The 20,529-nt window shown below is 62.4% G+C and carries 24 protein-coding genes; 15 read left to right on the top strand and 9 right to left on the bottom strand.

Features of this window, described 5'->3' with window-relative positions:
* Positions 1 to 518 precede the first annotated feature (518 nt).
* The 5 genes from BRSPCE3_RS22170 to BRSPCE3_RS36155 all read left to right on the top strand — a co-directional run bounded on the left by BRSPCE3_RS22170 (position 519) and on the right by BRSPCE3_RS36155 (position 3,798).
* Positions 519 to 1,523: a DUF3618 domain-containing protein gene (locus BRSPCE3_RS22170; RefSeq protein ID WP_244068244.1), complete on the top strand. Its 1,005-nt coding sequence runs from the start codon at positions 519 to 521 to the stop codon at positions 1,521 to 1,523.
* Positions 1,520 to 2,059 carry a hypothetical protein gene (locus tag BRSPCE3_RS22165; protein ID WP_244068243.1) on the top strand — a complete coding sequence of 180 codons (540 nt, stop codon included), beginning with the start codon at positions 1,520 to 1,522 and terminating at the stop codon, positions 2,057 to 2,059. Before BRSPCE3_RS22170 ends, BRSPCE3_RS22165 begins: the two co-directional genes overlap by 4 nt.
* Positions 2,056 to 2,451, top strand: coding sequence for a phage holin family protein (locus BRSPCE3_RS22160; RefSeq protein ID WP_244068242.1), 396 nt, complete (start codon positions 2,056 to 2,058; stop codon positions 2,449 to 2,451). The genes BRSPCE3_RS22165 and BRSPCE3_RS22160 overlap by 4 nt, the downstream gene beginning before the upstream one ends.
* Entirely contained in the window at positions 2,448 to 3,176 is a 729-nt protein-coding gene (locus BRSPCE3_RS22155) for a hypothetical protein (RefSeq protein ID WP_244068241.1), read from the top strand. The genes BRSPCE3_RS22160 and BRSPCE3_RS22155 overlap by 4 nt, the downstream gene beginning before the upstream one ends.
* A 334-nt stretch (positions 3,177 to 3,510) precedes the next feature.
* Positions 3,511 to 3,798, top strand: coding sequence for a hypothetical protein (locus BRSPCE3_RS36155; protein ID WP_375709950.1), 288 nt, complete (start codon positions 3,511 to 3,513; stop codon positions 3,796 to 3,798).
* 119 nt (positions 3,799 to 3,917) lie between these two features.
* Here the strand turns inward: BRSPCE3_RS36155 and BRSPCE3_RS22150 are convergent, their stop codons facing one another.
* The 3 genes from BRSPCE3_RS22150 to BRSPCE3_RS36150 form a co-directional block, all read right to left on the bottom strand.
* Positions 3,918 to 4,598: an HAD family hydrolase gene (locus tag BRSPCE3_RS22150; protein ID WP_244068240.1), complete on the bottom strand. Its 681-nt coding sequence runs from the start codon at positions 4,596 to 4,598 to the stop codon at positions 3,918 to 3,920.
* A gap of 192 nt (positions 4,599 to 4,790) precedes the next feature.
* Positions 4,791 to 5,162 carry a nucleotidyltransferase domain-containing protein gene (locus BRSPCE3_RS22145; RefSeq protein ID WP_244068239.1) on the bottom strand — a complete coding sequence of 124 codons (372 nt, stop codon included), beginning with the start codon at positions 5,160 to 5,162 and terminating at the stop codon, positions 4,791 to 4,793.
* 269 nt (positions 5,163 to 5,431) lie between these two features.
* Positions 5,432 to 5,623 (bottom strand): hypothetical protein, encoded by a 192-nt coding sequence (locus BRSPCE3_RS36150; protein ID WP_375709949.1) that lies wholly within the window; start codon positions 5,621 to 5,623, stop codon positions 5,432 to 5,434.
* Between the two features lie 1,062 nt (positions 5,624 to 6,685).
* On the opposite strand from BRSPCE3_RS36150, the gene BRSPCE3_RS22130 reads away from it, so the two are divergent.
* Together BRSPCE3_RS22130 and BRSPCE3_RS22125 are read left to right on the top strand one after the other, a co-directional pair.
* Positions 6,686 to 7,033: a hypothetical protein gene (locus tag BRSPCE3_RS22130; protein ID WP_244068238.1), complete on the top strand. Its 348-nt coding sequence runs from the start codon at positions 6,686 to 6,688 to the stop codon at positions 7,031 to 7,033.
* Entirely contained in the window at positions 7,030 to 7,497 is a 468-nt protein-coding gene (locus tag BRSPCE3_RS22125) for a DUF3147 family protein (protein WP_244068237.1), read from the top strand. The genes BRSPCE3_RS22130 and BRSPCE3_RS22125 overlap by 4 nt, the downstream gene beginning before the upstream one ends.
* A 220-nt stretch (positions 7,498 to 7,717) precedes the next feature.
* Here the strand turns inward: BRSPCE3_RS22125 and BRSPCE3_RS22120 are convergent, their stop codons facing one another.
* Both BRSPCE3_RS22120 and BRSPCE3_RS22115 read right to left on the bottom strand, forming a co-directional pair.
* Positions 7,718 to 8,320 (bottom strand): cysteine hydrolase family protein, encoded by a 603-nt coding sequence (locus BRSPCE3_RS22120; RefSeq protein ID WP_244068236.1) that lies wholly within the window; start codon positions 8,318 to 8,320, stop codon positions 7,718 to 7,720.
* A gap of 1,023 nt (positions 8,321 to 9,343) precedes the next feature.
* The gene (locus BRSPCE3_RS22115) at positions 9,344 to 9,763 is read right to left on the bottom strand and encodes a hypothetical protein (protein ID WP_244068235.1); all 420 of its coding nucleotides are present in this window, start codon (positions 9,761 to 9,763) and stop codon (positions 9,344 to 9,346) included.
* Positions 9,764 to 9,945: 182 nt separating this feature from the next.
* Here BRSPCE3_RS22115 and BRSPCE3_RS22110 point away from each other — a divergent pair, with 182 nt between their 5' ends.
* Positions 9,946 to 10,155, top strand: a complete 210-nt coding sequence (locus tag BRSPCE3_RS22110) for a response regulator (protein ID WP_244068234.1) — start codon at positions 9,946 to 9,948, stop codon at positions 10,153 to 10,155.
* A 35-nt stretch (positions 10,156 to 10,190) separates the two neighbouring features.
* Here BRSPCE3_RS22110 and BRSPCE3_RS22105 read toward each other — a convergent pair whose 3' ends face one another.
* Together BRSPCE3_RS22105 and BRSPCE3_RS22100 are read right to left on the bottom strand one after the other, a co-directional pair.
* Positions 10,191 to 10,469 carry a nucleotidyl transferase AbiEii/AbiGii toxin family protein gene (locus tag BRSPCE3_RS22105; protein WP_244068232.1) on the bottom strand — a complete coding sequence of 93 codons (279 nt, stop codon included), beginning with the start codon at positions 10,467 to 10,469 and terminating at the stop codon, positions 10,191 to 10,193.
* Positions 10,470 to 10,557: 88 nt separating this feature from the next.
* Positions 10,558 to 11,487 (bottom strand): type IV toxin-antitoxin system AbiEi family antitoxin, encoded by a 930-nt coding sequence (locus BRSPCE3_RS22100; RefSeq protein ID WP_244068230.1) that lies wholly within the window; start codon positions 11,485 to 11,487, stop codon positions 10,558 to 10,560.
* A gap of 550 nt (positions 11,488 to 12,037) precedes the next feature.
* Here BRSPCE3_RS22100 and BRSPCE3_RS22095 point away from each other — a divergent pair.
* From BRSPCE3_RS22095 to BRSPCE3_RS22065, 7 genes are all read left to right on the top strand, one after another.
* Positions 12,038 to 12,412 (top strand): DUF6364 family protein, encoded by a 375-nt coding sequence (locus BRSPCE3_RS22095; protein ID WP_244068228.1) that lies wholly within the window; start codon positions 12,038 to 12,040, stop codon positions 12,410 to 12,412.
* A complete protein-coding gene (locus tag BRSPCE3_RS22090) occupies positions 12,409 to 13,029 on the top strand; it encodes a hypothetical protein (protein WP_244068226.1) in 621 nt (206 codons plus the stop codon). Before BRSPCE3_RS22095 ends, BRSPCE3_RS22090 begins: the two co-directional genes overlap by 4 nt.
* Before the next feature lie 467 nt (positions 13,030 to 13,496).
* Positions 13,497 to 14,699, top strand: coding sequence for a DUF3150 domain-containing protein (locus tag BRSPCE3_RS22085; RefSeq protein ID WP_244068225.1), 1,203 nt, complete (start codon positions 13,497 to 13,499; stop codon positions 14,697 to 14,699).
* Positions 14,700 to 14,910: 211 nt separating this feature from the next.
* Positions 14,911 to 15,423 (top strand): MarR family winged helix-turn-helix transcriptional regulator, encoded by a 513-nt coding sequence (locus BRSPCE3_RS22080; protein ID WP_244068224.1) that lies wholly within the window; start codon positions 14,911 to 14,913, stop codon positions 15,421 to 15,423.
* Positions 15,424 to 15,425: 2 nt separating this feature from the next.
* A complete protein-coding gene (locus BRSPCE3_RS22075; protein ID WP_244068222.1) occupies positions 15,426 to 17,477 on the top strand; it encodes an FUSC family protein in 2,052 nt (683 codons plus the stop codon).
* Entirely contained in the window at positions 17,474 to 17,680 is a 207-nt protein-coding gene (locus tag BRSPCE3_RS22070) for a DUF1656 domain-containing protein (protein ID WP_244068221.1), read from the top strand. Before BRSPCE3_RS22075 ends, BRSPCE3_RS22070 begins: the two co-directional genes overlap by 4 nt.
* On the top strand, positions 17,677 to 18,543 hold the full coding sequence (locus tag BRSPCE3_RS22065) for an HlyD family secretion protein (RefSeq protein ID WP_244068220.1): 867 nt from the start codon (positions 17,677 to 17,679) through the stop codon (positions 18,541 to 18,543). Before BRSPCE3_RS22070 ends, BRSPCE3_RS22065 begins: the two co-directional genes overlap by 4 nt.
* 53 nt (positions 18,544 to 18,596) lie before the next feature.
* Here BRSPCE3_RS22065 and BRSPCE3_RS22060 read toward each other — a convergent pair whose 3' ends face one another.
* Both BRSPCE3_RS22060 and BRSPCE3_RS22055 read right to left on the bottom strand, forming a co-directional pair.
* Positions 18,597 to 19,463 carry a tetratricopeptide repeat protein gene (locus BRSPCE3_RS22060; protein WP_244068219.1) on the bottom strand — a complete coding sequence of 289 codons (867 nt, stop codon included), beginning with the start codon at positions 19,461 to 19,463 and terminating at the stop codon, positions 18,597 to 18,599.
* Positions 19,464 to 19,537: 74 nt separating this feature from the next.
* Complete coding sequence (locus BRSPCE3_RS22055) at positions 19,538 to 20,191, bottom strand: FecR family protein (RefSeq protein ID WP_309296323.1); 654 nt, start codon at positions 20,189 to 20,191, stop codon at positions 19,538 to 19,540.
* Positions 20,192 to 20,529: the final 338 nt, after the last annotated feature.

Here is a 20,529-nt window from a genome sequence, read left to right as displayed (position 1 = left end):
CGTTGTTCCAATTAGGCCAGGCCCGTCGGGCCGCGGCTTCCGCGGCCCAACACGTCGGCGGGCGCTGGATCACAATCGCGATGACGTGTTTGACCTACATCGCTCGCCGTTTAGAGGAGGTGCTGTGCAGATAGCAAATGTGGTCGTGTCGTGCCGCGGCCATGGTGCCCGAGACCTGAAGCAGCCAGCAACGACCCAGGAAGGATATTCCCGATAGGCTGCGCAGCCACTTCGGGTCGACCCGCCATACCTGTCCCTCTTATCGGTCTCATCTTAGGTTCGCAGCTGGTGCGGTGAGTGGGCATTGGGGTCCGGCTGGGACGCCGCTCATCGAGACTCGGTATGAGCGGCGCAAAGCTTGCCCGATGGGACGGCGCGGTGCTTCCAGCGCCGAGCCGGCGAAGTCTCGCGCCGACGAGTGTAGAGCCACGTGCCCCCGGGGTCACCGAGGAACGATTCAACAGAGGGCGAGTTCGTTTTAGAACAAGGGCAATAAAGGCACTAAGGCGGTGACGGCCATGACGACGCGATCCGTTGAGGAGTTGCGACAAGAGTCCGAGCGGAGCCGCGCGCAGCTCGCGGCTACCGTTGATCGGCTAAGAGAGCAGATTACCGACACCGCAGAAGACCTCCGCTACAAGGTCTCGCCACAAGGCATCAAGTCGGAGGTGTCCGAGTTCGTGAGCCGCAAGACACAAAGCTGGCTCGATACGCTGAAGCAACAAGCGATGGAGAACCCGATGCAGGCGCTTGCTGCCGGGACTGCCGTCGCGGTTCCTGCGCTGCGGCTGGCACGGGGCTTTCCACTGCCCCTCCTGATGATTGTGGCTGGCGTTGCCCTGAGTTCGAAGACGGTGCGTACCCGCGCGGCGGAAGTGGCAGCTCCGGCGGTAGAAAGGACAAGAGCAATGGCCGGCGAAGCCGCCGGGCGGGTTCAGTCCTTCAGCGAGGGCGCGGCAGCTACGGTAGCCGCGACCGGGCGCCACGCCGTGGAACTCGCAAGCGAAGCCCGAGCAAAGGCGACCGATCTCGCAAGCGACCTGAAGGACCGGGCGACCCAGACGAGCGGCAAGGTGAAAGCCGGCTTCGATGCTGCGTCCGAAGCGGCCAAAGACCAACTCGAACGGGCCCGCTCGACCACGCATGATAGGGCCACCGCCGCACCGGAAACCGTACGTCAGGTGTTCCATGACAACGCCGCGATGATCGGCACCCTCGGAATCGCGATCGGCGCGATTATCGCGGCTTCCCTTCCCGATACCAAGACCGAGGCTGTCGCGGTCGGCAAGGCAAGCGATAACCTGAAGCATGCCGCACGCGACGCCGCCCAGTCCGGCTTGGAGACGGCCAAGGAAGCCATATTGTCGGCCGCTGATGCTGCCGCGAAAAGCGTATCGGATGCGGATCTCGGCAAACATGCGAGCCGCATGACCCAGGATATGTCCGACAAACTGAAGGACGCGGCCAACGACATCGTGACGGCGGCATTTGATCCTTCGCGAACGGAAGAGAGAGCGTCATGACCGACTCCGATCTTCATACCCAGAAAGGTTCTTCTCAAGGCCAAGGCGCGACCGCCCCGAACCTGAAGGATCAGGTCGCCAGTGCTGGCGCGGAAGTGAAACAGCGCGCAGGCGATGCGTTGAGAGCCTCAACAGACCTCGCACGCGACAAGTTCGAGGAGGCTGCCGACCAGGCCATGGAAGCGGCAGAAGGAGCCGCTGATCGGTTCCAGGACAAGGCCGAGGCGCAACAGCGGTCGGGTGCGGATTTTGTAAACCGGTTTGCTGGCAACATCCGCCAGGCCGCTCATGCTTTCGAGACCGACGCCCCCTTTGCCGCGCGCGGGATCAATTCCGCCGCCGACTATGTGGAAGGCGCCGCCGAAAAGGTTCGCGAGGGCACTTTCCGGGATCTCCTCGACGGGGCAACCGACTTCGCCAGGCGGCAGCCCGCCGCTTTTGTTGGACTCTCCGTGCTCGCCGGCTTCGCCGCTGTCCGTTTCCTGAAGGCTTCAGGGAAGGAGTCTTCGTCCTCGCGAAGCGAGGACGCATCATGACTACGCAATCGGATTTTCGCACGATCTCAGCCCTACTGGGCGACGCCCTCTCGCAGTTCGCCAAGCTCTTCCAGAACGAGGTCGATCTCGCCAAAGCCGAATTCGGCGAGAAGACGCGGCAGGTTAGTCATGCGGTAGGCTTCTTCGCCGCGGGCGCGATCTTGGTCATCCCGGCGATTGTCATGGCGCTTTTCGCGCTGTCCGCCGCCTTGATCGCGGCGGGCTGGTCAGCACCGATCTCCTATCTTGTTTCAGCAGTCGTTGCCGCGGTCAGCGCTGGCGTGTTGTTTGCGGTCGGCAGGAACCGGCTGGACGCGCGCAATCTGGCGCCCCGCGAAACGATCCGCCAGCTCGAGAAGGACAAGAACACTGTAAAGGAAATGGCGCGATGAGCGGCACACAAAGGGGTAGCTTTCTTGACAATTTGCGCGAAGCGGTGCGCGAAAACCCACTGGCCGGCATTCTCATTGGCGGTGGCGCCCTTTGGCTGTTAGTCGGCAACGCGAGAGTGAAGAGCGCGGCCAGTTCGGTAAGCGAGGCCGTTTGGCCGAAAGCCGATACCGGCGCGCCAGATACCCGGCCGGCGCCGAAATTCACCAACAGTCCTCCAACGGCCCCCGAAATGGACGTTGGATCATCACAGCCCCTCAGCGATACGCTGCGCGACGCCAGAAGCTCGGCGTCCGATGCCATGTCAAACGCAGCGGGTACGATCAAGGATCGACTCGATGAGGGCGTCGCCTATGCGCAGGAAAGCTTCGGTAAGCTTGGTGATAAGTTGCCCCAAAGTGAAACTATTGCGCAGGTGCAGTCCTCCCTTTCGGATCTGCTCGAAAGACAACCGCTTCTGCTTGGTGCGATGGGCGTTGCGGTGGGAGCCGCGCTCGGGAGCGCGCTCAGTGCGTCCGATCTCGAGAACGAATGGGTTGGCGAGTTCAGCGATGGTGTTAAAGATGACCTGAAAACGCGAGCCGGAGCGGTGTCGCGGAGCATGCGCGAAGCCTCTGATACGCTCAGGGCCGAAGCCAGTGACATAGGGGCGGAAACTCTAGAAAGGCTGCAAGAGGCCGGCAAAAGCGGGATGAATGCAGTTCGCGAAAATCTGAGCGAGCGATAGCCTAGGCCACGTGTGGAAGCTTCTTTCGGGAATGGAAGTTGGCGCCTTAGGCCGTGCGGCATTGGTCCAGCCAGAGACGCGACCGCAGTGAATTATCCGTCCGAGCTGCTCTCCTCGCGCTCAGAGCCTCTTGCGGCAATCTTCTCAGCGGCTAATTTTCGCTCGAATGAAACGCTGAGATACCGGATGTATTGAGTCTTTAGGCAAAGCCGAGGAGGAAGCCATGAGGACATATTTGATTCCAGCGGTGATCCTTAGCGTCGCAGCATTGGCCCCAGCAGCGGCCCAGACGACTGCACCTGGCCAGAGTGTGCAAGAAGAGGCCGATAAGGGCATTAAGACGAATAACTCCGGCGCCTCCGGTTATGTAGGCGACCAGGAACGGCCCGGGGCTTCTGCCCATCCGCCCGGAGAGCCCGAGCATGCCAATACGCCATCCAGCGCGACCTCGTCACCGAGCGCTCAGAATTCGGGGGCCGGAATTAGCGGGGCGCCGGGAAGCAAAAGCGGTCCAGCGGCCAAGCAGGGTACTGTGGGTTCGAACCTGCCAGTGCAGGAGCAGGATCCTGCAAACGTAAAGGGGCTCCCCGGAAACAAGAGCGGCCCCCCCGCCAAACGGTAGACGCTGCCGCACGAGCTCGCGCGGAATGCGGGTTACCATCGAACGCAACCACGCGCCGCGTATCCCGCGACATAATTCGTGGCCTTAAAGTCCGATGGGCGCACACGCTCCCTCTGCAATCAAAAATGTCTTGTTTCACGAGGGTCCTTATCCTCTCCGAATAAGAGCCCCTCGAGTTCTGTGATTTGTTCCAGAACATCAATGGCGCCTGCTTCGAGCAACGCGTCGCGCGCGAAACCGCCGCTCAGAAGCCCCACCGCGGTCACACCCGCGGCGGCCGCAGCCGCGCAATCGTAAGGCGTGTCGCCGGTCATCACGCAACGCCCGGCGGGGAGGCCAAGCTTTTTGACCGCGAGATCGATCACCGCGGGATCGGGCTTGCCCTTGGGAATATCATCGCCGCAAGCGATATAATCGACAAGGTCGTCGACGCCGAGGAGATCGCGATAGACCTTCAGCGGCGCTCCCTTGCAGTCGGTTGCGAGGGCGATGGCGCCGCCCCCTTGCTTGATTGCGGTGAAAAGCGCGCGCACGCCCGCGAAGGGCCGGACCGAGGCAAGATAGCTTTGCTCGTAGTATTTCCCAGCATCCTTGAGCATTTGCTTTCGCTCGTCTTCCTTGAACGACGGCGCAACAAGCTTCAGTGTCTCGTCGCCATCGAGGCCCGAATAGAGTTGCAAGGTTTCGTATGAAACGGCGTGCCCGCGCTCTTTGAGCGCTTCCTGCAGGCTTTTGAGGGTGTGGGGCACACAATCGACGAGCGTGCCTTCGATATCGAAAATAAAGCCGCTGAATATCATAGAGTAATCCTCCAGCTTCCAACGTGCGTCGCAGCAAAGAGTTCTTCAAAATGTCATTCCCCGACGACAGGCGTTTTCGAACAGCGTCCGCCAGCTGGTGGCGATCGGCGCACGGGTCGTATTGAACGCGGAATAATAGGCTAGGCTGACGGGGTCGTCGGGCGCTTCGCCCTCCAGGAGGCCTTAGCGGCCCTAGCTTGATGGGACGCTTTGTTCAGCAGGTCGCGGATCATGGCCGGCCTCGACGACGACCCCGTCGCGCTTGATCGCGCGGATCAGTGCCGGGCTGGTGTGCTGTTCCGGGTGCTCCCATTCGTCCAGGGAGACAGGCACCGTTTGGATGTCCAAGCTGGTCTCGACGATCGCGTCATACGCAAGATCAGCCAGCCGATCCCGGTCGGCCCGGCGGTCGGGAAGGTCGCGCAACACGACGGCGATATCGATGTCGCTGTCCCATCGGGCTCCAGCCCGTGAGCGGCTGCCGAACAACACAAGCTTCACCAACCCGTCGCCGTAGGCGGCGCGGGCGGCGTGTCCGAACAGAACCAAGGTCCGTTGAGCCATCGGCGCTACGGTCTGATCTAAGGCGATGCTTTGAGCCGGCCATCGCCAACATATAGCGCTTTAAGCCCACGTCAGAAACTCGGACTGGCCGATTCCCGCGCGAAATGGGGCATGCCAGTCCCTCTACGCGAGCCGGGATCTCAGTTTGCGGCATCAGGTCAAACAGATCTTCGCAGACCGGAGCCTTCACGACGGACTTGTCGCGCTCAAGCTTGGTGAGGCCCGCGCGACACCCTGTCAGCTGCTCACGGTCGAGGGATCGATTATCGTCAGACCGGCGGCATTGAACGAACTCGTGTCGCGCGATAACACGGCGGACCCGCGCGTGGCGGCGATCGCGGCGACATCTCCGAGAGGGCGGTGCCGAGCCATAGCCGGCCCTCGGGACGTACGGCTGTCTCCAGAATGGCGCGCGTTTCCGCTTTCGCGCTACGATTGTGCTGCGCCGCACGGACTTCCAGAGCGCGCTGCGCCTCTTCGAAGAGTTGCGGAGGGTTACAGCGACCATGATCGTGTCCTGCGGAAACTGACTGGGATGCTATGAAAGAAGTATGTTTGAAAGCATTCTAAGAAGAGTGCTGCGGCGCTCACGCGTTTAGGCTCCGAAGCATCGGAATGAACATCTATTCGATTGGTGTTTACTGGAAACCGGTTGGCAATATCTTCAGTACCCCCAATGGCTTTGAACGATCCGCGACTCCCCATTTTGACCCTCTGAGGGGAAGTTGAGACAGGCGACTGCTCTGCATTTCGCAGGAACCGGACCGAGGCTTCGCCGTTTTTAAACTGAGACTGGGCGAGCTTCGGCTGGAGCCTGCGGTGGTCACGACGTTCATCTCTGCAAAGGACTTAGAGCTAGTCGCTCTAAGGGAGATTCGCGCTTTCCCCGGTGGCGAATACGTTGTCTCCGTCGAACTCGAGGTTGTCGAAACAAGAAGCGCCGGAGACACGAAGTGGACGCTGACCGCAACCGTCCGGGACGGAGCCGATCTTGACAGCGTCCAACACGCTGTCAGCACCACTTCCAGAAGGCTGATGCATCGATATTCTTTGCGGACCGACTGGTGACCAAGCTGATGCCGCGGTCGATAGCCGGTTGAGTGGACATGGTGCCCGCGGCCGAACTGATCGTGCGGAAACGCATTCGCAGCTTCCACCATCGCCGGCGGGGTCAAATACACGATCATGATCGAGGCCCTGTTGGCAATCGCCCACGAGGCCTCGGTGGCAAGTGACGTATTAGCTTCGAACCTGCGAGAAATTGTCTTCCTCTACAGCGCAAACATATCGTGAACCGGACTGCAACTGGCGCGTTAAAAGGTACTTGTTTTTGCGATCGCACAACTATGACCAGGGCAGCCGGATTTCCAGAAAGTCTCTATCGCCAAGATTTATCACACGAGCGCGGGCCTGTCCCAGCAGGAAGAATGACGATGTCGTCGTCGACGCTCATTCGCCGCTGCCCCGCGCAAAAGTCCAGTCTATTGAAGCGGAGGTCCGCTCGCGAAACTTGGCAAAACGAAATGACTGAATACGTCGTTCGCTTTCTCGTCGGCGGTGCCCTGGTGTCAATTTTCGCGACGCTTGGCGATATCCTGCGACCCAAGAGCTTCGCTGGCCTGTTCGGGGCCGCGCCCTCCGTCGCGCTCGTTACTCTCGGTATCGCGCTCTACACGCACACTCCCGACTACGCGGCCCTGCAAAGCCAGGCGATGATGGCGGGCGCGGGCGCGCTCGCTGCCTACAGCATCGTCGTAAGCAATCTCCTCATTCGGGCACGGCTGCGAGCATTCCCGGCCACGATGATCTCCCTCGTCGTCTGGCTAGTCGTTGCCTTCGGCCTGCTGGCGCTCGCCGGAGGACCACTATGACGCCAATTCACTTTTCACCGTCATCACTCAAGGAAGGGCGTTGGTACGAGTACCTGATCCGCTTCGCGCTCGGCGGCGCCGCCACCGCGCTCACCGGTCTCATCAGCAGCCGCTTCGGAGCTTTGGTCGGCGGCCTTTTCCTCGCCTTTCCTGCCATCTTTTGCGCCAGCGCGACGTTGATCGAAAAGCATGAAATCCGCCGTAAGCACGGGGCTGGTCTCGCCGGGACGCGTCGCGGCCAAGAGGCGGCCGCGGTCGATTCCGCCGGCGCGGCCCTCGGCGCACTCGGCATGTTGGCATTCGCGGTCGCGTTCTGGCTGACGGTCGAGGTCAGCGCGCCCGGAGCGTTCGTTGCCGGCTCGCTCGCCTGGCTGGTCGTCTCCGTGGCGGCTTGGTACGTCCGGCGCAAGATAAGGTCAGCGCGCGGAGGGCGATGGCAGCGCCACCAAAGCAGAGTTTATTGAATGTTACGTTGGTCGCTCCATAGCTCTGGTCATCTTACGTTGGGCGGCTGTTGTGAGCGGACGGAGTGCGGCTAATCTATTTCGCCACCAATGCGGGCGGCCTTGAATCCTTGCCGCTTTGCTCTTCCGACCTCGAGCGCAGCGCGTTGGGTCCTAAGCCTCGACGCTCGACTTCAACTGTCATGTGGGATTCTGTCTGTCGCACGATAGCAAACCACCTTCACGGGGCCCAACCGTCTAGCACCTCTTCGGCGTCCGCCAACTCGACTTGGATATCGAACCGACCAGCGTAGAGCTGCATCGAGGCGTTGTGCGCTTCGTCCGAAGAGCTACACAGGCCATCCTTCACGACAATCAACCGATAGCCATGGTCCACGGCGTTTAGCACGCTCGAAAGGACGCAAACGTCGGTTTCAGAGCCAGTGACGATTAGGGTATTCACATGTTTAGCCTGCAAATGCGCGTGAAGCTGGCCGGTTGCGAAGGCGGAATAGACCGGTTTATCGATTACAGTAGCGGGCGGTGCGAATTGCTCGAGTTCTGGCACGAGACGAAGAAGCGAGAGATCCATGACAGCGCGGGTGACGGATGGCCATTTTGCGTAGTAGGTTTGCCACATTCCTTTGGCTTCGCCAGACGCGATCGGAGGAATGAGGCGCGTAAAGATGGTGCGCTCGGGCGCACGACGAACGAGGCTTTCGATCGTGGGAAGCACGCGACGCAGCCAAGGCGTCGGCCATGGACCGTTTTCGGCGAACAAGCGTTGCATGTCGATGCAGAGGTGGACACTATATGGCCCCGGGGGGCCCTTAAGCCTGCCCATATCAACCACCTTGTGAAAATCAGCACGTCAACATTGTCGCTGAACTTCCGTCTCGTCTCGACGTTCCGGTTAATTGTGAACCGCACCGCCGGAATCAAGACGGCCGAGCGCAACCATCATCGCGGCGGCGCTCTTCCAACCGCGGGACTTTGTTCCAAGCTTGGAAATTCGCCTAGCCGGCACAGTGAGTTCAGCTCGCGACCTCAACCGCACGCTGAATTTTTGGACACGCAACCGGCTGATCGCGATGCTACGGCACAAGGCTAACGTGTGGGCATTACCCTGGTCGAGGTGCGCGGGGCGTACTCGACCGTGATCGGCCGCTCCGATGGCGGTTCGAGAGAGTTTCGAAAAAGCTAAGCCGCTGGCGCTTTCGCCAGCTTTGGCCGCCTCCGATGCCGAATGACCGACACGCCCCGATCGGTCGAGGTCCGACCGCCGGGTTTTGCCGATTGCCAGTTAAGCGCTTGAGCTTCGAGCTTTTGTGCCCAACGCCTCTCAAATCGGTCCACGATGTGGCGCGGCAAGTTCGATCCAGTCATGTTGGCGATCCTTGTGAGACCGGTCGCCCTGATCAGGCCGGCGACGCGAGACGCTTCGGTCGGACTCCGGGCGCGGTCGATTCATTCAACGCGCGAAGATATTCAAGGGTCCATTCTAGAGCGATGAAAAGCCCTTTGGTTTGAGGTTGCCACACCGTCGAGGCGCGCTGATGAGCTCGGTCAATGCTGATGGCGGGTGGCACGGCGCCCGCACATGCACCCGGCTAGGCTCGCTCGGTAGATTGGCTGTGCCCGTCAGGACCAAAAGCCGCGTGATTGAATTGATAGAGTGGTCATGTCATCGGGGGCACGGAAATACTTGCTATCGGGATCGTTCTGCGGCGGCACGGAATGCTCGGCTGGGCACAGCGTTGGGACCGATGGCGGACCCGACGGATCAACCCCGTCGACCGGGGCGCTTTCCTCCGAGGCATTGCGCAACATCAACGACGCAAAAGCCGCCGTGCGAGCACGGACGCCCCTACGAAGCCTGGGCTCTTCCCCGCGCTGCGATCAGATCGCGCCGGCGCCGCTTTCTATCCCGCTTGCGCCGGTCTGTCGCAGTCGAAGGTGCCTTTGTCGGCACCGCTCCCGGCGTCGATTCATCGATAACAGGGAATGGAGGAGGCTCGTCTGTCGGGGCGGCGGCCGGCCGCGCCTCCATGACCTCAATGATGGAGCGGCCTTTGTCCGTGATACGCCAGCCACCGTTGAGCCTCTCGACGAGACCTTGCGAGAAGATGTCCAGGCCCGGCGCCCGCGCCGCCAATCTTTTGGTGCGTTCGGCCCAGTCGCGTCCGCTGGTCGCAAGGATCGCCACGTCGCGCTTGAGGTCCACAATCGTCGCGAACCCATCCGGATAGCTAATCAACACCTTGAGGACCGTCACCTGGAAGTTCACTGCCTCCCTCCACACGGCTTCCGCGAACCCGGTGCGGTGCAGCTTAGAGGCCTCGATAAGCGGCTGTCGACGTCACTGTTCGACGGCAAGTAGCGGAGTGCGCTGAAAGCGACCTTACCGGCATCACGAAGGTGAAGACTCCGGCCTCCAAACGTATCATGATCGGCCCCGGGGACTTAGGGATGGCTGCCTCGAGCAACGAACGGCCGATGTGTCCGGTTTGCAAGCACCGGATGGCCTTGGCGCGGATCTCGCCGGGCGAGCGTGGGTTAGAGGAGCGCACCTTTGAGTGCTCGACCTGCGGGCGGACCGAAAAGCTCTCCATGCCCGTAGATCCCCTGAAAACCGATGCGGTTGGTTGGCTGGCCGGCGAGTTGAAGCCGCCGAACTGAGGTTTTGGTCAGGTCGCCATTCGCCTTCAGGCCTTCTAGGGATAGTTCTGGCGAATGATCCGCGACGGCTGAACAAGATTGCGCAAGCCGACGACGGCTTCGTCGATCAGGCCGCGCGGAGCCGAGTTCATGATCGGTCGCACTGCCCGGATCAGATGCTGCTTGACGATGGCGGGCCGGCGCCGCTGGACCAGAACAAGGTCGATATCTTCCGAATACCGCGCCGCCGGCGCGAGGTCCATCTTGTGGAGCGCGGTGCCGCCGCGCATCGCGAGATTGGCCCGGAGGAATTCGTCCTTGAGGATCGCGACCATGCACCGCGTGATCAGCAGATCCTGCTCGACCTGAACGTCGCTCGACCAGGGAGCGTGTTCGCGCCATGCAATGATTTCGCGCTGGGGATCAAGCTGCAGCCTCGAGGTTCGCGTTCACTTGTATGCCCCATTCCGCATCAGTCTCTGCCGGACCGCCACCTGGGTCCAGCGGAACGGCCGCGAGCTTCCTTCCTGCCAACCATTCGCGGACCACAGAAGTGAGCTTCTCCTGGCCGGCACGGGCAAGCAGGAAGCCCAGACGTTGCGCGGCCGGGACGGTCCGCCTCGTGTCGAGGGCCTTCCAAAGATCCCGACGCGAGATGCTCGCCGCCAAGTCTGCAAGGATCAAGAGCGTCTGCCCGGGGCTGCACGGCGCATAGGTCGCCAAGTCGACCGCGGTAAGGGCGGGGCTGCCGACGCGTAGCGGGGCCCAAAGCCCCTGCTTTGTGGACACTAGGTCCTCGGGGATGTGAGCCCTTTGAAAGAAACGGAGGCGCAGCCGCCCGCACTCGATCGGGCGCATCCATTTGGAGACCACCACCTGCGTTTCCATGGGGGCGAAATGGGATGAGCCCGCATCGGCCGCGGCCGACAGGAGGCCCACATAGTAGGGCTGCCCGAGATGCTTCATGAGGTCATCGAGCCACCACTCCACCGGCGGCAGCCCCATGCTGCGATGCTCCGGAGGGACGATAACGAATACCGGTGATTTGGTCAGCAGCCGCCGGACCGCGCCCCTTGCCGCCAACCGTCTCAGAGCGGCTTCCACCGCGCGGCTGCCCGGCCGATGCGGGATCTCATCGGCTGAAAAGAGCAGCCTCCCACTCGCCTGAACCTGATCTACAAAGCCCTGAGCACTATCTGCCATTTGCAATAAATTATGTTGCGAATAGCAGATGTCAATCGGTCGCGGTCGGACCCCGAGCACTATCTGAAGGACCGCGAGGTCAAGGAGTTCATTGAGGCGCATCCGGATGTCTTCACGATCGAGGAGCCGACCGTCGGAAAGACCGCGCAACGTGCGTGCACCTTCTGAGCACGGTTGCGTGGCTCCGCGGACTGCAGGAGATCGGCATCCTCGCGTCGGCCGAGAACGTCATCCGAGCGATGACGCATCCAACAGATCCGTCGCGGCTTCCCCGCAAATTCAGCGACCTTCCGGACGGCGTCGACGATCGAGCCGAGATCGGGAGCACTTGGCGCCCGTGAAGACCAGGCCGGGAAGGATCGATGGCGCAGATGTGCGACCAGCCGGTGCCGACCTTGGCCGAAGGCGACAGGATCCTTGGGTCCATGGATCAATCGAAACATCCCCGTCCGACCTCCCGCTCAAGACCTCGACGCTGCCGTGCTCTTGCGCAGAGGCATCGGCCCGACGGCTGTACCGCCAAACACCGCCCGAAGCCGCGGACATGCTGATAAGTCTAGGGGGCCCTCGACATGTCGAGACGCCCGGGCCGAGCACCGAGCACCCGCTTGGAGCGGAATGGTAAAGAGCTCCGGATCTTGGCGTTGCCAGAATACGTACTTACGTATATACGTAACATTCGCACCTCTTGGAGGCAAGAATGCTCCGAGCTTTTACGCTTAACCTCGATGATCATCTGATGCGGGCAGCCAAAGCGCGCGCGCTTCAGGAAAGAACTTCTGTCAGCGAGATCGTTCGCCGACTTCTGTCGAACTATGTCGGCCTGGCGGTGGAACAGCCGCCAATGGCCGACCCCACAAAGATCTCCGAGGTGCTCGATCGCTACTCCAGGGGCGAAATCCGCCGTGGCGAGGCGATGCGCGCGGTGGGTTTGGACATCGCGGATCTGGATCAGTTCAACGCCTTGATGATTGAGTTCGGCATAGGATGGCCCGAACAGGATGCCGCACGCGTCGCGGAGCAGGCCGGAATTGTCGCGGGCATCATTGCCCGCGAAGGCGAGTCCGCGCGATGATCATACGACAGCGCATCTCCCTGCTCATTCCCGACGCCTCGCCCCTGATCTCGCTGGGACAGGCGAGCGTGACTTCGCAAAACGGCACCGAGTATCTCGATCTGCTGCTCAAGGCCGGCCTTCCGGTGTACGTGACCGACCAGGTGCGGTGGGAGGCGACGCGCCTGAAGGCGTTCGGCCATCCGATCGCCTCGCACGTCGAGCGCTGGTTCGAGCGGCATCCCGAAGTCGAAAACGTTACGACGAAGATCGGAAAGATGAGGGAAGCAGCCGAGAATGCAGGGACGCTAACCCAGGATATGCTCGTGGATCAGGGCGAGGAATCGGTGCTTCAGGCCATCCGGGCGGGCCTCGTACCAGCTGGTCCGTACCTCTTCCTCTTCGAGGAGGATCGGCTTGCCGATCCGTCGTTCTTCGGAGTCTACCCGGTCCATGTAATCTCGCTCTACGGCTTTCTCGTCGGCCTCGAACGGGCCAAACTCGTCTCTTCGGCTGACATGGTGCTCCAGAGCATCCGGTCGAGCGGCCGGAAGGTAAAGGCGGACATCATCGATCGCCCGACGAGAAAGGTGGAAACCCCCGCGGAAGAGTCGGAGTGGATTCCCCCGAAACCATGATCCCACCGGCGAACTCCGTCGCGCCAAATCAGGCTGTCTTAGAGGGTATGAGATTGCAACCAGACGTGGCGAGACTCTTCGCTTCCGCGATTCCGTTACACTCTTATGAGTCTCAAAACCCCGTCCGATACACTCTTATGAGTCGCACGCGACACTCTTATGTGTCGCACATGCTCCGAAATTGTTGGGTTTCTTTGGTTAATACGACACTTTTATGAGTCGCAGCACAGGCGGCACGGCTGCCCTGCGTCAGGCCGGCGCGTTAACGAATTAACCTCCACAAGTTGAATTTGTTGACGGCTCACGCGTCTCGCTGGAGAGTCGCGAGGAGGACGCACGCCTACGCGGAGCAGTTCTGAAATTGTCATGCTCGCGTGATGTCGACCGACCGAGGTTGTCGGCTGTCATTTGATCCTGTCGTCCGACGATGCTGTCGCAATTCGGCGGCAGAGACGAGATGACGAATCATGCTTGGCGCAACGTCCGATACAGCGGTTCAGCTTATCCCCCCGCGCGACGGTCTGTCGATCGCGCCAGATCACCCGCGTCAGCAGCCCGAACCAATCGCGCGGGCCGGCACGCAAACGTCGCGCAAGGGCGCCGCGAGGCCGATGACGACGGCTGACGTTCCCGCCGTCGCGCGCCTGTTCCTCAAGGTCTTCAGGGGTATCGACAAGCCCGCGAGTGCCGACCTCAAGCGCTATCTGCACGCGTTGACCCTGGGGTCACCGTCCTACAATGCGGTGGCCGGCACCCAAATCTATCAGCAGCAAGACGGCCACATCTCGAGCGCACTGCTCTCGATCCCGATGCATTTCATCGCCTGCGGCAATGTCATCCCGGGCCGGCTGCTCGGCGTTTTCATGACCAACGGGGACTCCGCCGGCGCGGCCCAGCTCAATCTTGGTCTGCGACCGAAACGGGCAAGTCTTTCGTTCTGCGACAGTGCATCGCCGACCAGCGCCAAATCGCTGCTCGCCATCGGCGGCAAAACGATTCCGTTGCAGAACCTGGAATGGGTGCGCACATTCCGTCCGCTGGGGGCACTCGTCGAGCGCCTGCGGCCGCGCTTCCTGCACCCCCGCCTGGCAACGCTCGCGCGCCCCGTTGACGCTCTCCTCGGTCGCCTGCGCGGCGATGAAGAGATCGAGGGAGCCGCCGAGCTGAAGGTGCGGGAGATGTCCGTGCCGGACTTCGTCGCACACGCCCCCCGGTTCATCGCCCATTACGCCGTCCGTCCGCTTTGGTCGGAGGACGAGCTCGGTTGGCTGGTCGGCCTGGCGGCGCAGAACACCAAACTCGGTGCGTTCACGATCCGCGCGGTCGAAGACCGTTCCGGCGCGATGATCGGCTGCTTCGTCTACTATGCGGCGGCGGGGCGGACCGCGCATGTTCTCAACATCCTGTCACTTCCCGACCAGGAGGTCGGCGTGCTCTGTGCGATGTTCCGGCATCTCGAGAGCACCGGCCATGTCGAGGCCCGCGGCCGTGCGCAACCGGCGCTGATGGCCGGGCTCGGGCTGCAGCGCCGGCTCGTGTTCCGGCATCGCGCCTTCGCCATGGCGTTGACGCGCGTTCCGGAGGTGAACGAGGCCATTGTACGCGGTGACATCTATGTCGGCGGCCTCGCCGGCGAAGACTGGAGCCGATTGATGCACGACTTCGGCTGAAATCGGCCGCGCGCTGCCGCTCCGCTTGACAAAAATATCGAAAACAACCCCATGCACAGTAGGGGTTGGGGTCGCTGATCTTCCCACCCTCATCAGGTAGTGCCCATCCACATCCCGACGCCCCCTGATGCGTGATCGCATTTGCGTGATCATGGGCCATGGTCGCGGCAATATTATTGCATCCTAATAGTTTGCATCCTATCTAATTTCCATGCCCTCGTCGCAATCCCACATCCACGCCGAGATCGGGCGCCTGATCACCAGGCTGGCCCGGATCTGGCGTCGCGAGTCGGATCAGGCGCTGTCGGATCACGGCCTGTCCTACGCAACGGCAATTCCGTTGCTGCTGCTGTCGCGGCAGGGCGAGAACGTCCGCCAGGGCGTGCTGGCCGACGAGTTGGGCATCGAGGGGCCTTCGCTGGTGCGGCTGATCGATCTGCTCCAGACCGAAAACCTGGTCGAGCGTCGCGAGGACCCGACCGATCGGCGCGCCAAGACGCTGCATCTCACCGCGGCCGGCGAAGCCAAGGTCGAGGAGACCAACCGGGTGCTGCGCCGGGTTCGCGCCAGCGTGCTGAAGGATATCGGCGCCGACGAACTTGCGGTAACCTTCGAGACGCTGCAGCGCATCGACGAGCGAGCGAGCCGCCTGCACGACGCCAAGACTGACGTAAAGACTGACGCAAAGACTACTCCAGCCAGGACCGCTCCAGAGGCGAAATAGTCATGCGCGCGGGAGAGCCGTTCCTGGTCCGCCATGCGGACCTCATCTTCGCTTTGAAGACGTTCGCCGCGTCGATGCTGGCACTTGTGATCGCAATGGCGATCGATCTGCCGCGGCCGTATTGGGCGATGGCGACGGTCTATATCACCTCGCAGCCGCTGGCCGGCGCAACCAGCTCGAAGGCGTTCTTTCGCGTGATCGGCACCCTGGTCGGCGCCAGCATGACGGTTGCCCTGGTGCCGAACCTGATCAATGCGCCGGAGCTCTTGTGCCTCGCGATCGCACTCTGGGTCGGGCTCTGCCTCTATCTGTCGCTGCTCGACGGCACGCCGCGCAGCTACGTCTTCATGCTGGGCGGCTACACCGTCGCACTGATCGGCTTTCCGTCGGTGGCCGACCCGGGCAGCATCTTCGATATCGCGCTGGCGCGGGTCGAGGAGATCTCGCTCGGCATCATTTGCGCGAGCCTGGTGTCGACCGTGGTGTTTCCGCGCAGCGTCGCGCCGGCGGTCGGCGGCCGCGTCAGGAGCTGGCTGTCGGATGCGCGCCGTCTGTCCCGCGACGTGCTGCTTGACCACGGGACCAGCGAAACCCACCGGGCCCAGCGCCTTCGCCTTGCCACCGACATCGTCGAGATCGATACGCTGGCGACCCATCTCGCCTATGACCGGCTGGCCGACGCGAGCACCGTGCGCGGCCTAGGTGAGGTCCGGCTGCGCATGCTGATGCTGTTGCCGATCGTCACCTCGATCGAAGACCGGCTTGCCGCACTCGGCGAGGCGACGCTGCAAAGCCAACCGGAGCTGCGGCGCCTGATCGGCGATCTCGCCGCATGGATCGTCGACGAGGATCGCCAGCGGCAATCCGGGGACGAGATCCGCGCTGCGATCGCCGCCCGGCAATCCGCACTCGACGGCCTCGCGCCGCGCGAGCGCATCATCACGATCAGCCTGCTGCTGCGGCTCCGCGAGCTGGTCGATATCTCGGCCGACTGCCGCGCAATAGGTGATGCGATTGCCGCGGGCCGGGATATCTCGACCGTCCCGCTGGCGTTCCATCCGGAGTCGGGAGCCGCACCGGTCCGTCATCGCGACCACGGCATGGCGCTGTGGTCGGCCGCGGGGGCGGCGGTTGCCATCCTGATCTGCTGCGGCCTGTGGATTGCGACCGGCTGGCCCGATGGCGCCTCGGCGCCGATGATGGCGGCGGTCGCCTGCTCGTTCTTCGCCGCGCAGGACGAGCCGGCGCGCAGCATCCGCGCCTTCGGCCTGTTTTCGCTGGTCGCGATCGTCGTCGTCGCGATCTATCAGTTCGCGCTGGTGCCGGGCATCTCCCATATCGAGGTCTTGATCGCCGCGCTGGCGCCGACCTTCCTCGCCTACGGCTTCCTGATCGCGCGGCCGAAAACCGCACCGATCGGCTCGGCGCTCGCTGTGAACACCGCGACGCTGCTTGCGCTGCAATCGACCTACAACGCGGATTTTGCCGGTTTTGCCAACAGCTCGGTCGCCTTTTTCCTCGGTATCGTCATCGCCGAGATCGTGACGCGGATCGCGCGCGGCGTCGGCGCCGAATGGATTGCCAAGCGGCTGATGACGTCGAGCTGGCAGACGCTTGCGGTCGCCGCCGAGCGGCGCGGCCATGGCGATCGCGCGCAGTTCGCCGGCCTGATGCTGCATCGGCTCGGACTCCTGGTCCAGCGCATCGCCTTCATCTCGGAGAGCGACCGCCGCGATGCCCACAGCCTGGTCCAGCTGCGCATCGGGCTCAACATCATCGACCTCAGGCGGGCCCGCTACGGCCTCGCCGCATCGACCGTGCGCGCGATCGACGACATGCTGGACGACCTCGCGGCGGCGTTTCGTGCCCATGCCGACGAGGCCATGCCGGCCGGATTACTGTCGCGCGTCGACGCAACGGTGACCGCGGTCGTCAAGGATCCCAATGAACGCGCGCGGGACGATGCATTGCTCGGCCTCGTCGGCATCCGCCGCGGCCTGTTTCCGGATGCGCCGGCGTATCGATCGCAGCCCGAGGAGAGTTTTGCCGCATGAGATATGAGCTCGACATCTACGGTGTGCTGGTCCCCGCGCTGCTGCTGTGGCTGATCGTTGCCTATGTGCTGAGCGCGGTGGTGAGCCGGATCATGCAGCGCCTCGGGGTTTACCGGCTGGTCTGGCATCGCGCGCTGTTCAATTTCGCACTGTACGTATGCCTGCTCGGCATCGTCGTTTATGTTTCGGAGTTTCTGCCATGAAGGGGAATTTCGCCTGGCTCGGCCGGGTCGCGCTGACCGCGATCGCCGTCGTCGCTGCGCTCGCCGTCGCGCGTGCGCTCTGGGTCTATTATATGGAGTCGCCATGGACTCGCGACGGCAGGGTACGCGCCGACGTGGTGCAGGTCGCCCCTGACGTGTCCGGCTTCGTCACCGACGTGCTGGTCAAGGACAATCAGCAGGTGCATCGCGGCGATATCCTGTTCCGGATCGATCGCGCTCGGTTTGCCCTGGCATTGCAGCAGGCCGATGCCGCGCTCGCGGGCCATCGCGCCACGCTGAATCAGGCCGAGTCCGATCTCAAGCGCTACAGCTCGCTGACAACAGATGCGGTGTCGCAGCAGAAGCAGGAGCAGGTGCTGGCGACCCAACTCCAGGCCAAGGCCGCCTATGATCAGGCGGTTGCCGATCGCGCGGTCGCCCAGCTCAACTTCGATCGCAGCGAGGTGCACGCATCCGTCAACGGCACCATCACCAATATGGACCTGCGGCCCGGCGCCTACGTGACCGCGGGCAAGGGCGTGATGGCGCTGGTCGACACCGATACGCTGCATGTCGAAGGCTATTTCGAGGAGACCAAGCTCGCGCGCATTCGCGTCGGCGACAAGGCGCAGGTCCGGCTGATGGGCGAGCCGGTCCGGCTCACCGGACATGTCGAGAGCATCGCGGCCGGCATCGCGGACCGCGACCGCACCGACGGCGCGAACCTGCTTGCGAACGTCAATCCGACCTTCAGCTGGGTTCGGCTGGCGCAGCGCGTTCCCGTGCGCATCACGCTGGATCGGCTGCCGGACCGCATCGCGCTGGTCGCCGGCCGTTCGGCAACGGTCGAGATCATGGACTAGCGCCGCTTCCGTTCCGATGGAATCGGAACGGGGCCCACGTCAATCATCCGCGCCTATTGCACGCCGTAACGTGTGAAGTCGTCGCCGATGCTGCCCTGAATAGCCTTGGCGGCCGCCATGTCGGTGTTGCCGCCGGACTTGTCGCCCTGCTTCAGCCTGGCCAACCCGCGGCCATAGAGTGCGCTTGCCAGCTTCGGATCGATGCGAAGTGCGGAGCTATAGTCGTTGATCGCCGCGCCCAGCTCACCGGTCTTCAGGTAGATCAGACCACGCGAGTCGTAGGTCGCGGCGTTGGCCGATCCCGATTGCAGCGCCTTGTTGCAATCTTGCAGCGCCTCCTGCAACGCGCCAAGGATGGCACGACTCCAGCAGCGTCCGTTCCACACACCGTCCAGGTTCGGCTCGAGGCGAATCGCCTGATCGTAATCCTGCGCGGCGCGGGCATAGTCATTCTTCCTCAGATAGACGCCCGCGCGGTTGGCAAAGGCCTCGCCGTAGTTCGGGTTGAGCTTGATGGCCTGATCGAAAGCCTCGGTCGCGCTGTCGTAGTCGCGCTTCTTGAAGTAGGCCACGCCGCGGTTGTTGAACGGCTTGGTGTAGGTCGGGTTGAGCTCGATCGATCGATCAAAATCCCCGATGGCACGATCGTAGTCTCCCTTGGCAGCATAGGCATTGCCGCGGTTGTTGTAGGCGATCGCAAGCCCGGCAGGCGTCACGTCCTGTCCCGCATCGATCAACGCCGTGCACGCGCCGATGCGCGCATCGGCCGGCGTATGGTTGAGGCCGCTGCACAATCCGATATCCCGGAGATAGCCGCCCTTTTGCTTCGGGTTTTGCGCGAGCGCCGCCGACGCCAGCAACAGCAGGATGAGGGCCGCCGCCGGACCGCTAATCGCACCGGTACCTGCACGAGGCTTCATGTCGGGCTCCGGTTTTGACGACGCGCAGACGCCGATTTCCGAAAGTAGCCGCTCAGGACCGACACCTTCCTCACCTAGCATCCGCGACAGATGTTCGGGTTGAACCTGCGATAGGTGTTTTGCTCCGATTGCGGCGTCACGCGCGTCGCGGGCTTTCTGAGCAGCTTGCTCTTGCCCTCTTCGACGAGCGTGGCGAACCTGACCGTTCCATCGTCGGATATCTCGATGCGTGGCGTGGTGCCTCGAATTCCCATCGTCGCGGCGGGGGTGTCGATCTTCATGTCGCCGGTCTTCGCGATGTTGCCGGCAACGAAGGTGAACGTGCCATTGGCCAGCTTGAACAGGGTCGAGTTCGACTTGCCGTTCGGGTCGTACACGAACTCGGTCATGGCCATCTTGGCGTTGCTCGACAGATTGAACGAGGTGCCGTCGGTGAAGTTGATCGCGACCCGTCCGTCGGCTCCGGTCTGCACCACGTCACCCAAATAGACGAGGTCGCCAACCTTGGTCTGGGCTCGTTGATCGGAGAGCGCGGCCTGAACGACGACCGCGCTCGTATGCTCGATCGTGACCGCGCCGCTGGCCGCGACGACTTTGCCGATCAACTTCGCCGGAGGATCCTGGACCGCGGGTTGGACCGGCTCGGTTTGCGCCAGCACCGGACCGGAGGTCAGTGTGACGAGCGTCACGATGCAGGCAAGCAATTGAACAATAAAATGAATGCGCACGATCCCCTCCCTCGAGAAGATCTTGTCGTGTCGCGGCGCGATGGTGATCTGGACCGCCGGGCCGAGACCGCAGGACCTTGAGTGCCGAACGAGTTGCAGCAGACAGGCTAAGCGCCTGTGGCAGTTCACTTAAAAATTAACGTGTGGACAATTTACGTGGTAAATATACACTAAATCCAGTGGGGCTGCACCGGCGATATAAGGACACCGGCTCTGCCGTTTTTGCAATCGCTCTTGCAGTTCTGGACTTCGATTTTCACTACCGAATTTAGTTTCAATCAGGACGTTTCGGCGGGCAAGCCTATGGCTGCCGGTGCGAGGGATTTGTCACCTCGCAG

This window comes from Bradyrhizobium sp. Ce-3 (assembly GCF_022835695.1).
In the GTDB taxonomy this organism is placed as follows: Bacteria; Pseudomonadota; Alphaproteobacteria; order Rhizobiales; family Xanthobacteraceae; genus Bradyrhizobium.
This window is presented reverse-complemented; position numbering and strand designations above follow the sequence as displayed.

Bases quoted from the DNA above. Each gene is read 5' to 3' on its own strand.
- BRSPCE3_RS22170 (WP_244068244.1), top strand. From the start codon at position 519: ATGACGACGCGATCCGTTGAGGAGTTGCGACAAGAGTCCGAGCGGAGC.
- BRSPCE3_RS22165 (WP_244068243.1), top strand. From the start codon at position 1,520: ATGACCGACTCCGATCTTCATACCCAGAAAGGTTCTTCTCAAGGCCAA.
- BRSPCE3_RS22160 (WP_244068242.1), top strand. From the start codon at position 2,056: ATGACTACGCAATCGGATTTTCGCACGATCTCAGCCCTACTGGGCGAC.
- BRSPCE3_RS22155 (WP_244068241.1), top strand. From the start codon at position 2,448: ATGAGCGGCACACAAAGGGGTAGCTTTCTTGACAATTTGCGCGAAGCG.
- BRSPCE3_RS22150 (WP_244068240.1), bottom strand. From the start codon at position 4,598: ATGATATTCAGCGGCTTTATTTTCGATATCGAAGGCACGCTCGTCGAT.
- BRSPCE3_RS22145 (WP_244068239.1), bottom strand. From the start codon at position 5,162: ATGGCTCAACGGACCTTGGTTCTGTTCGGACACGCCGCCCGCGCCGCC.
- BRSPCE3_RS22130 (WP_244068238.1), top strand. From the start codon at position 6,686: ATGACTGAATACGTCGTTCGCTTTCTCGTCGGCGGTGCCCTGGTGTCA.
- BRSPCE3_RS22125 (WP_244068237.1), top strand. From the start codon at position 7,030: ATGACGCCAATTCACTTTTCACCGTCATCACTCAAGGAAGGGCGTTGG.
- BRSPCE3_RS22120 (WP_244068236.1), bottom strand. From the start codon at position 8,320: ATGGGCAGGCTTAAGGGCCCCCCGGGGCCATATAGTGTCCACCTCTGC.
- BRSPCE3_RS22110 (WP_244068234.1), top strand. From the start codon at position 9,946: ATGGCTGCCTCGAGCAACGAACGGCCGATGTGTCCGGTTTGCAAGCAC.
- BRSPCE3_RS22105 (WP_244068232.1), bottom strand. From the start codon at position 10,469: ATGGTCGCGATCCTCAAGGACGAATTCCTCCGGGCCAATCTCGCGATG.
- BRSPCE3_RS22095 (WP_244068228.1), top strand. From the start codon at position 12,038: ATGCTCCGAGCTTTTACGCTTAACCTCGATGATCATCTGATGCGGGCA.
- BRSPCE3_RS22090 (WP_244068226.1), top strand. From the start codon at position 12,409: ATGATCATACGACAGCGCATCTCCCTGCTCATTCCCGACGCCTCGCCC.
- BRSPCE3_RS22085 (WP_244068225.1), top strand. From the start codon at position 13,497: ATGCTTGGCGCAACGTCCGATACAGCGGTTCAGCTTATCCCCCCGCGC.
- BRSPCE3_RS22080 (WP_244068224.1), top strand. From the start codon at position 14,911: ATGCCCTCGTCGCAATCCCACATCCACGCCGAGATCGGGCGCCTGATC.
- BRSPCE3_RS22075 (WP_244068222.1), top strand. From the start codon at position 15,426: ATGCGCGCGGGAGAGCCGTTCCTGGTCCGCCATGCGGACCTCATCTTC.
- BRSPCE3_RS22070 (WP_244068221.1), top strand. From the start codon at position 17,474: ATGAGATATGAGCTCGACATCTACGGTGTGCTGGTCCCCGCGCTGCTG.
- BRSPCE3_RS22065 (WP_244068220.1), top strand. From the start codon at position 17,677: ATGAAGGGGAATTTCGCCTGGCTCGGCCGGGTCGCGCTGACCGCGATC.
- BRSPCE3_RS22060 (WP_244068219.1), bottom strand. From the start codon at position 19,463: ATGAAGCCTCGTGCAGGTACCGGTGCGATTAGCGGTCCGGCGGCGGCC.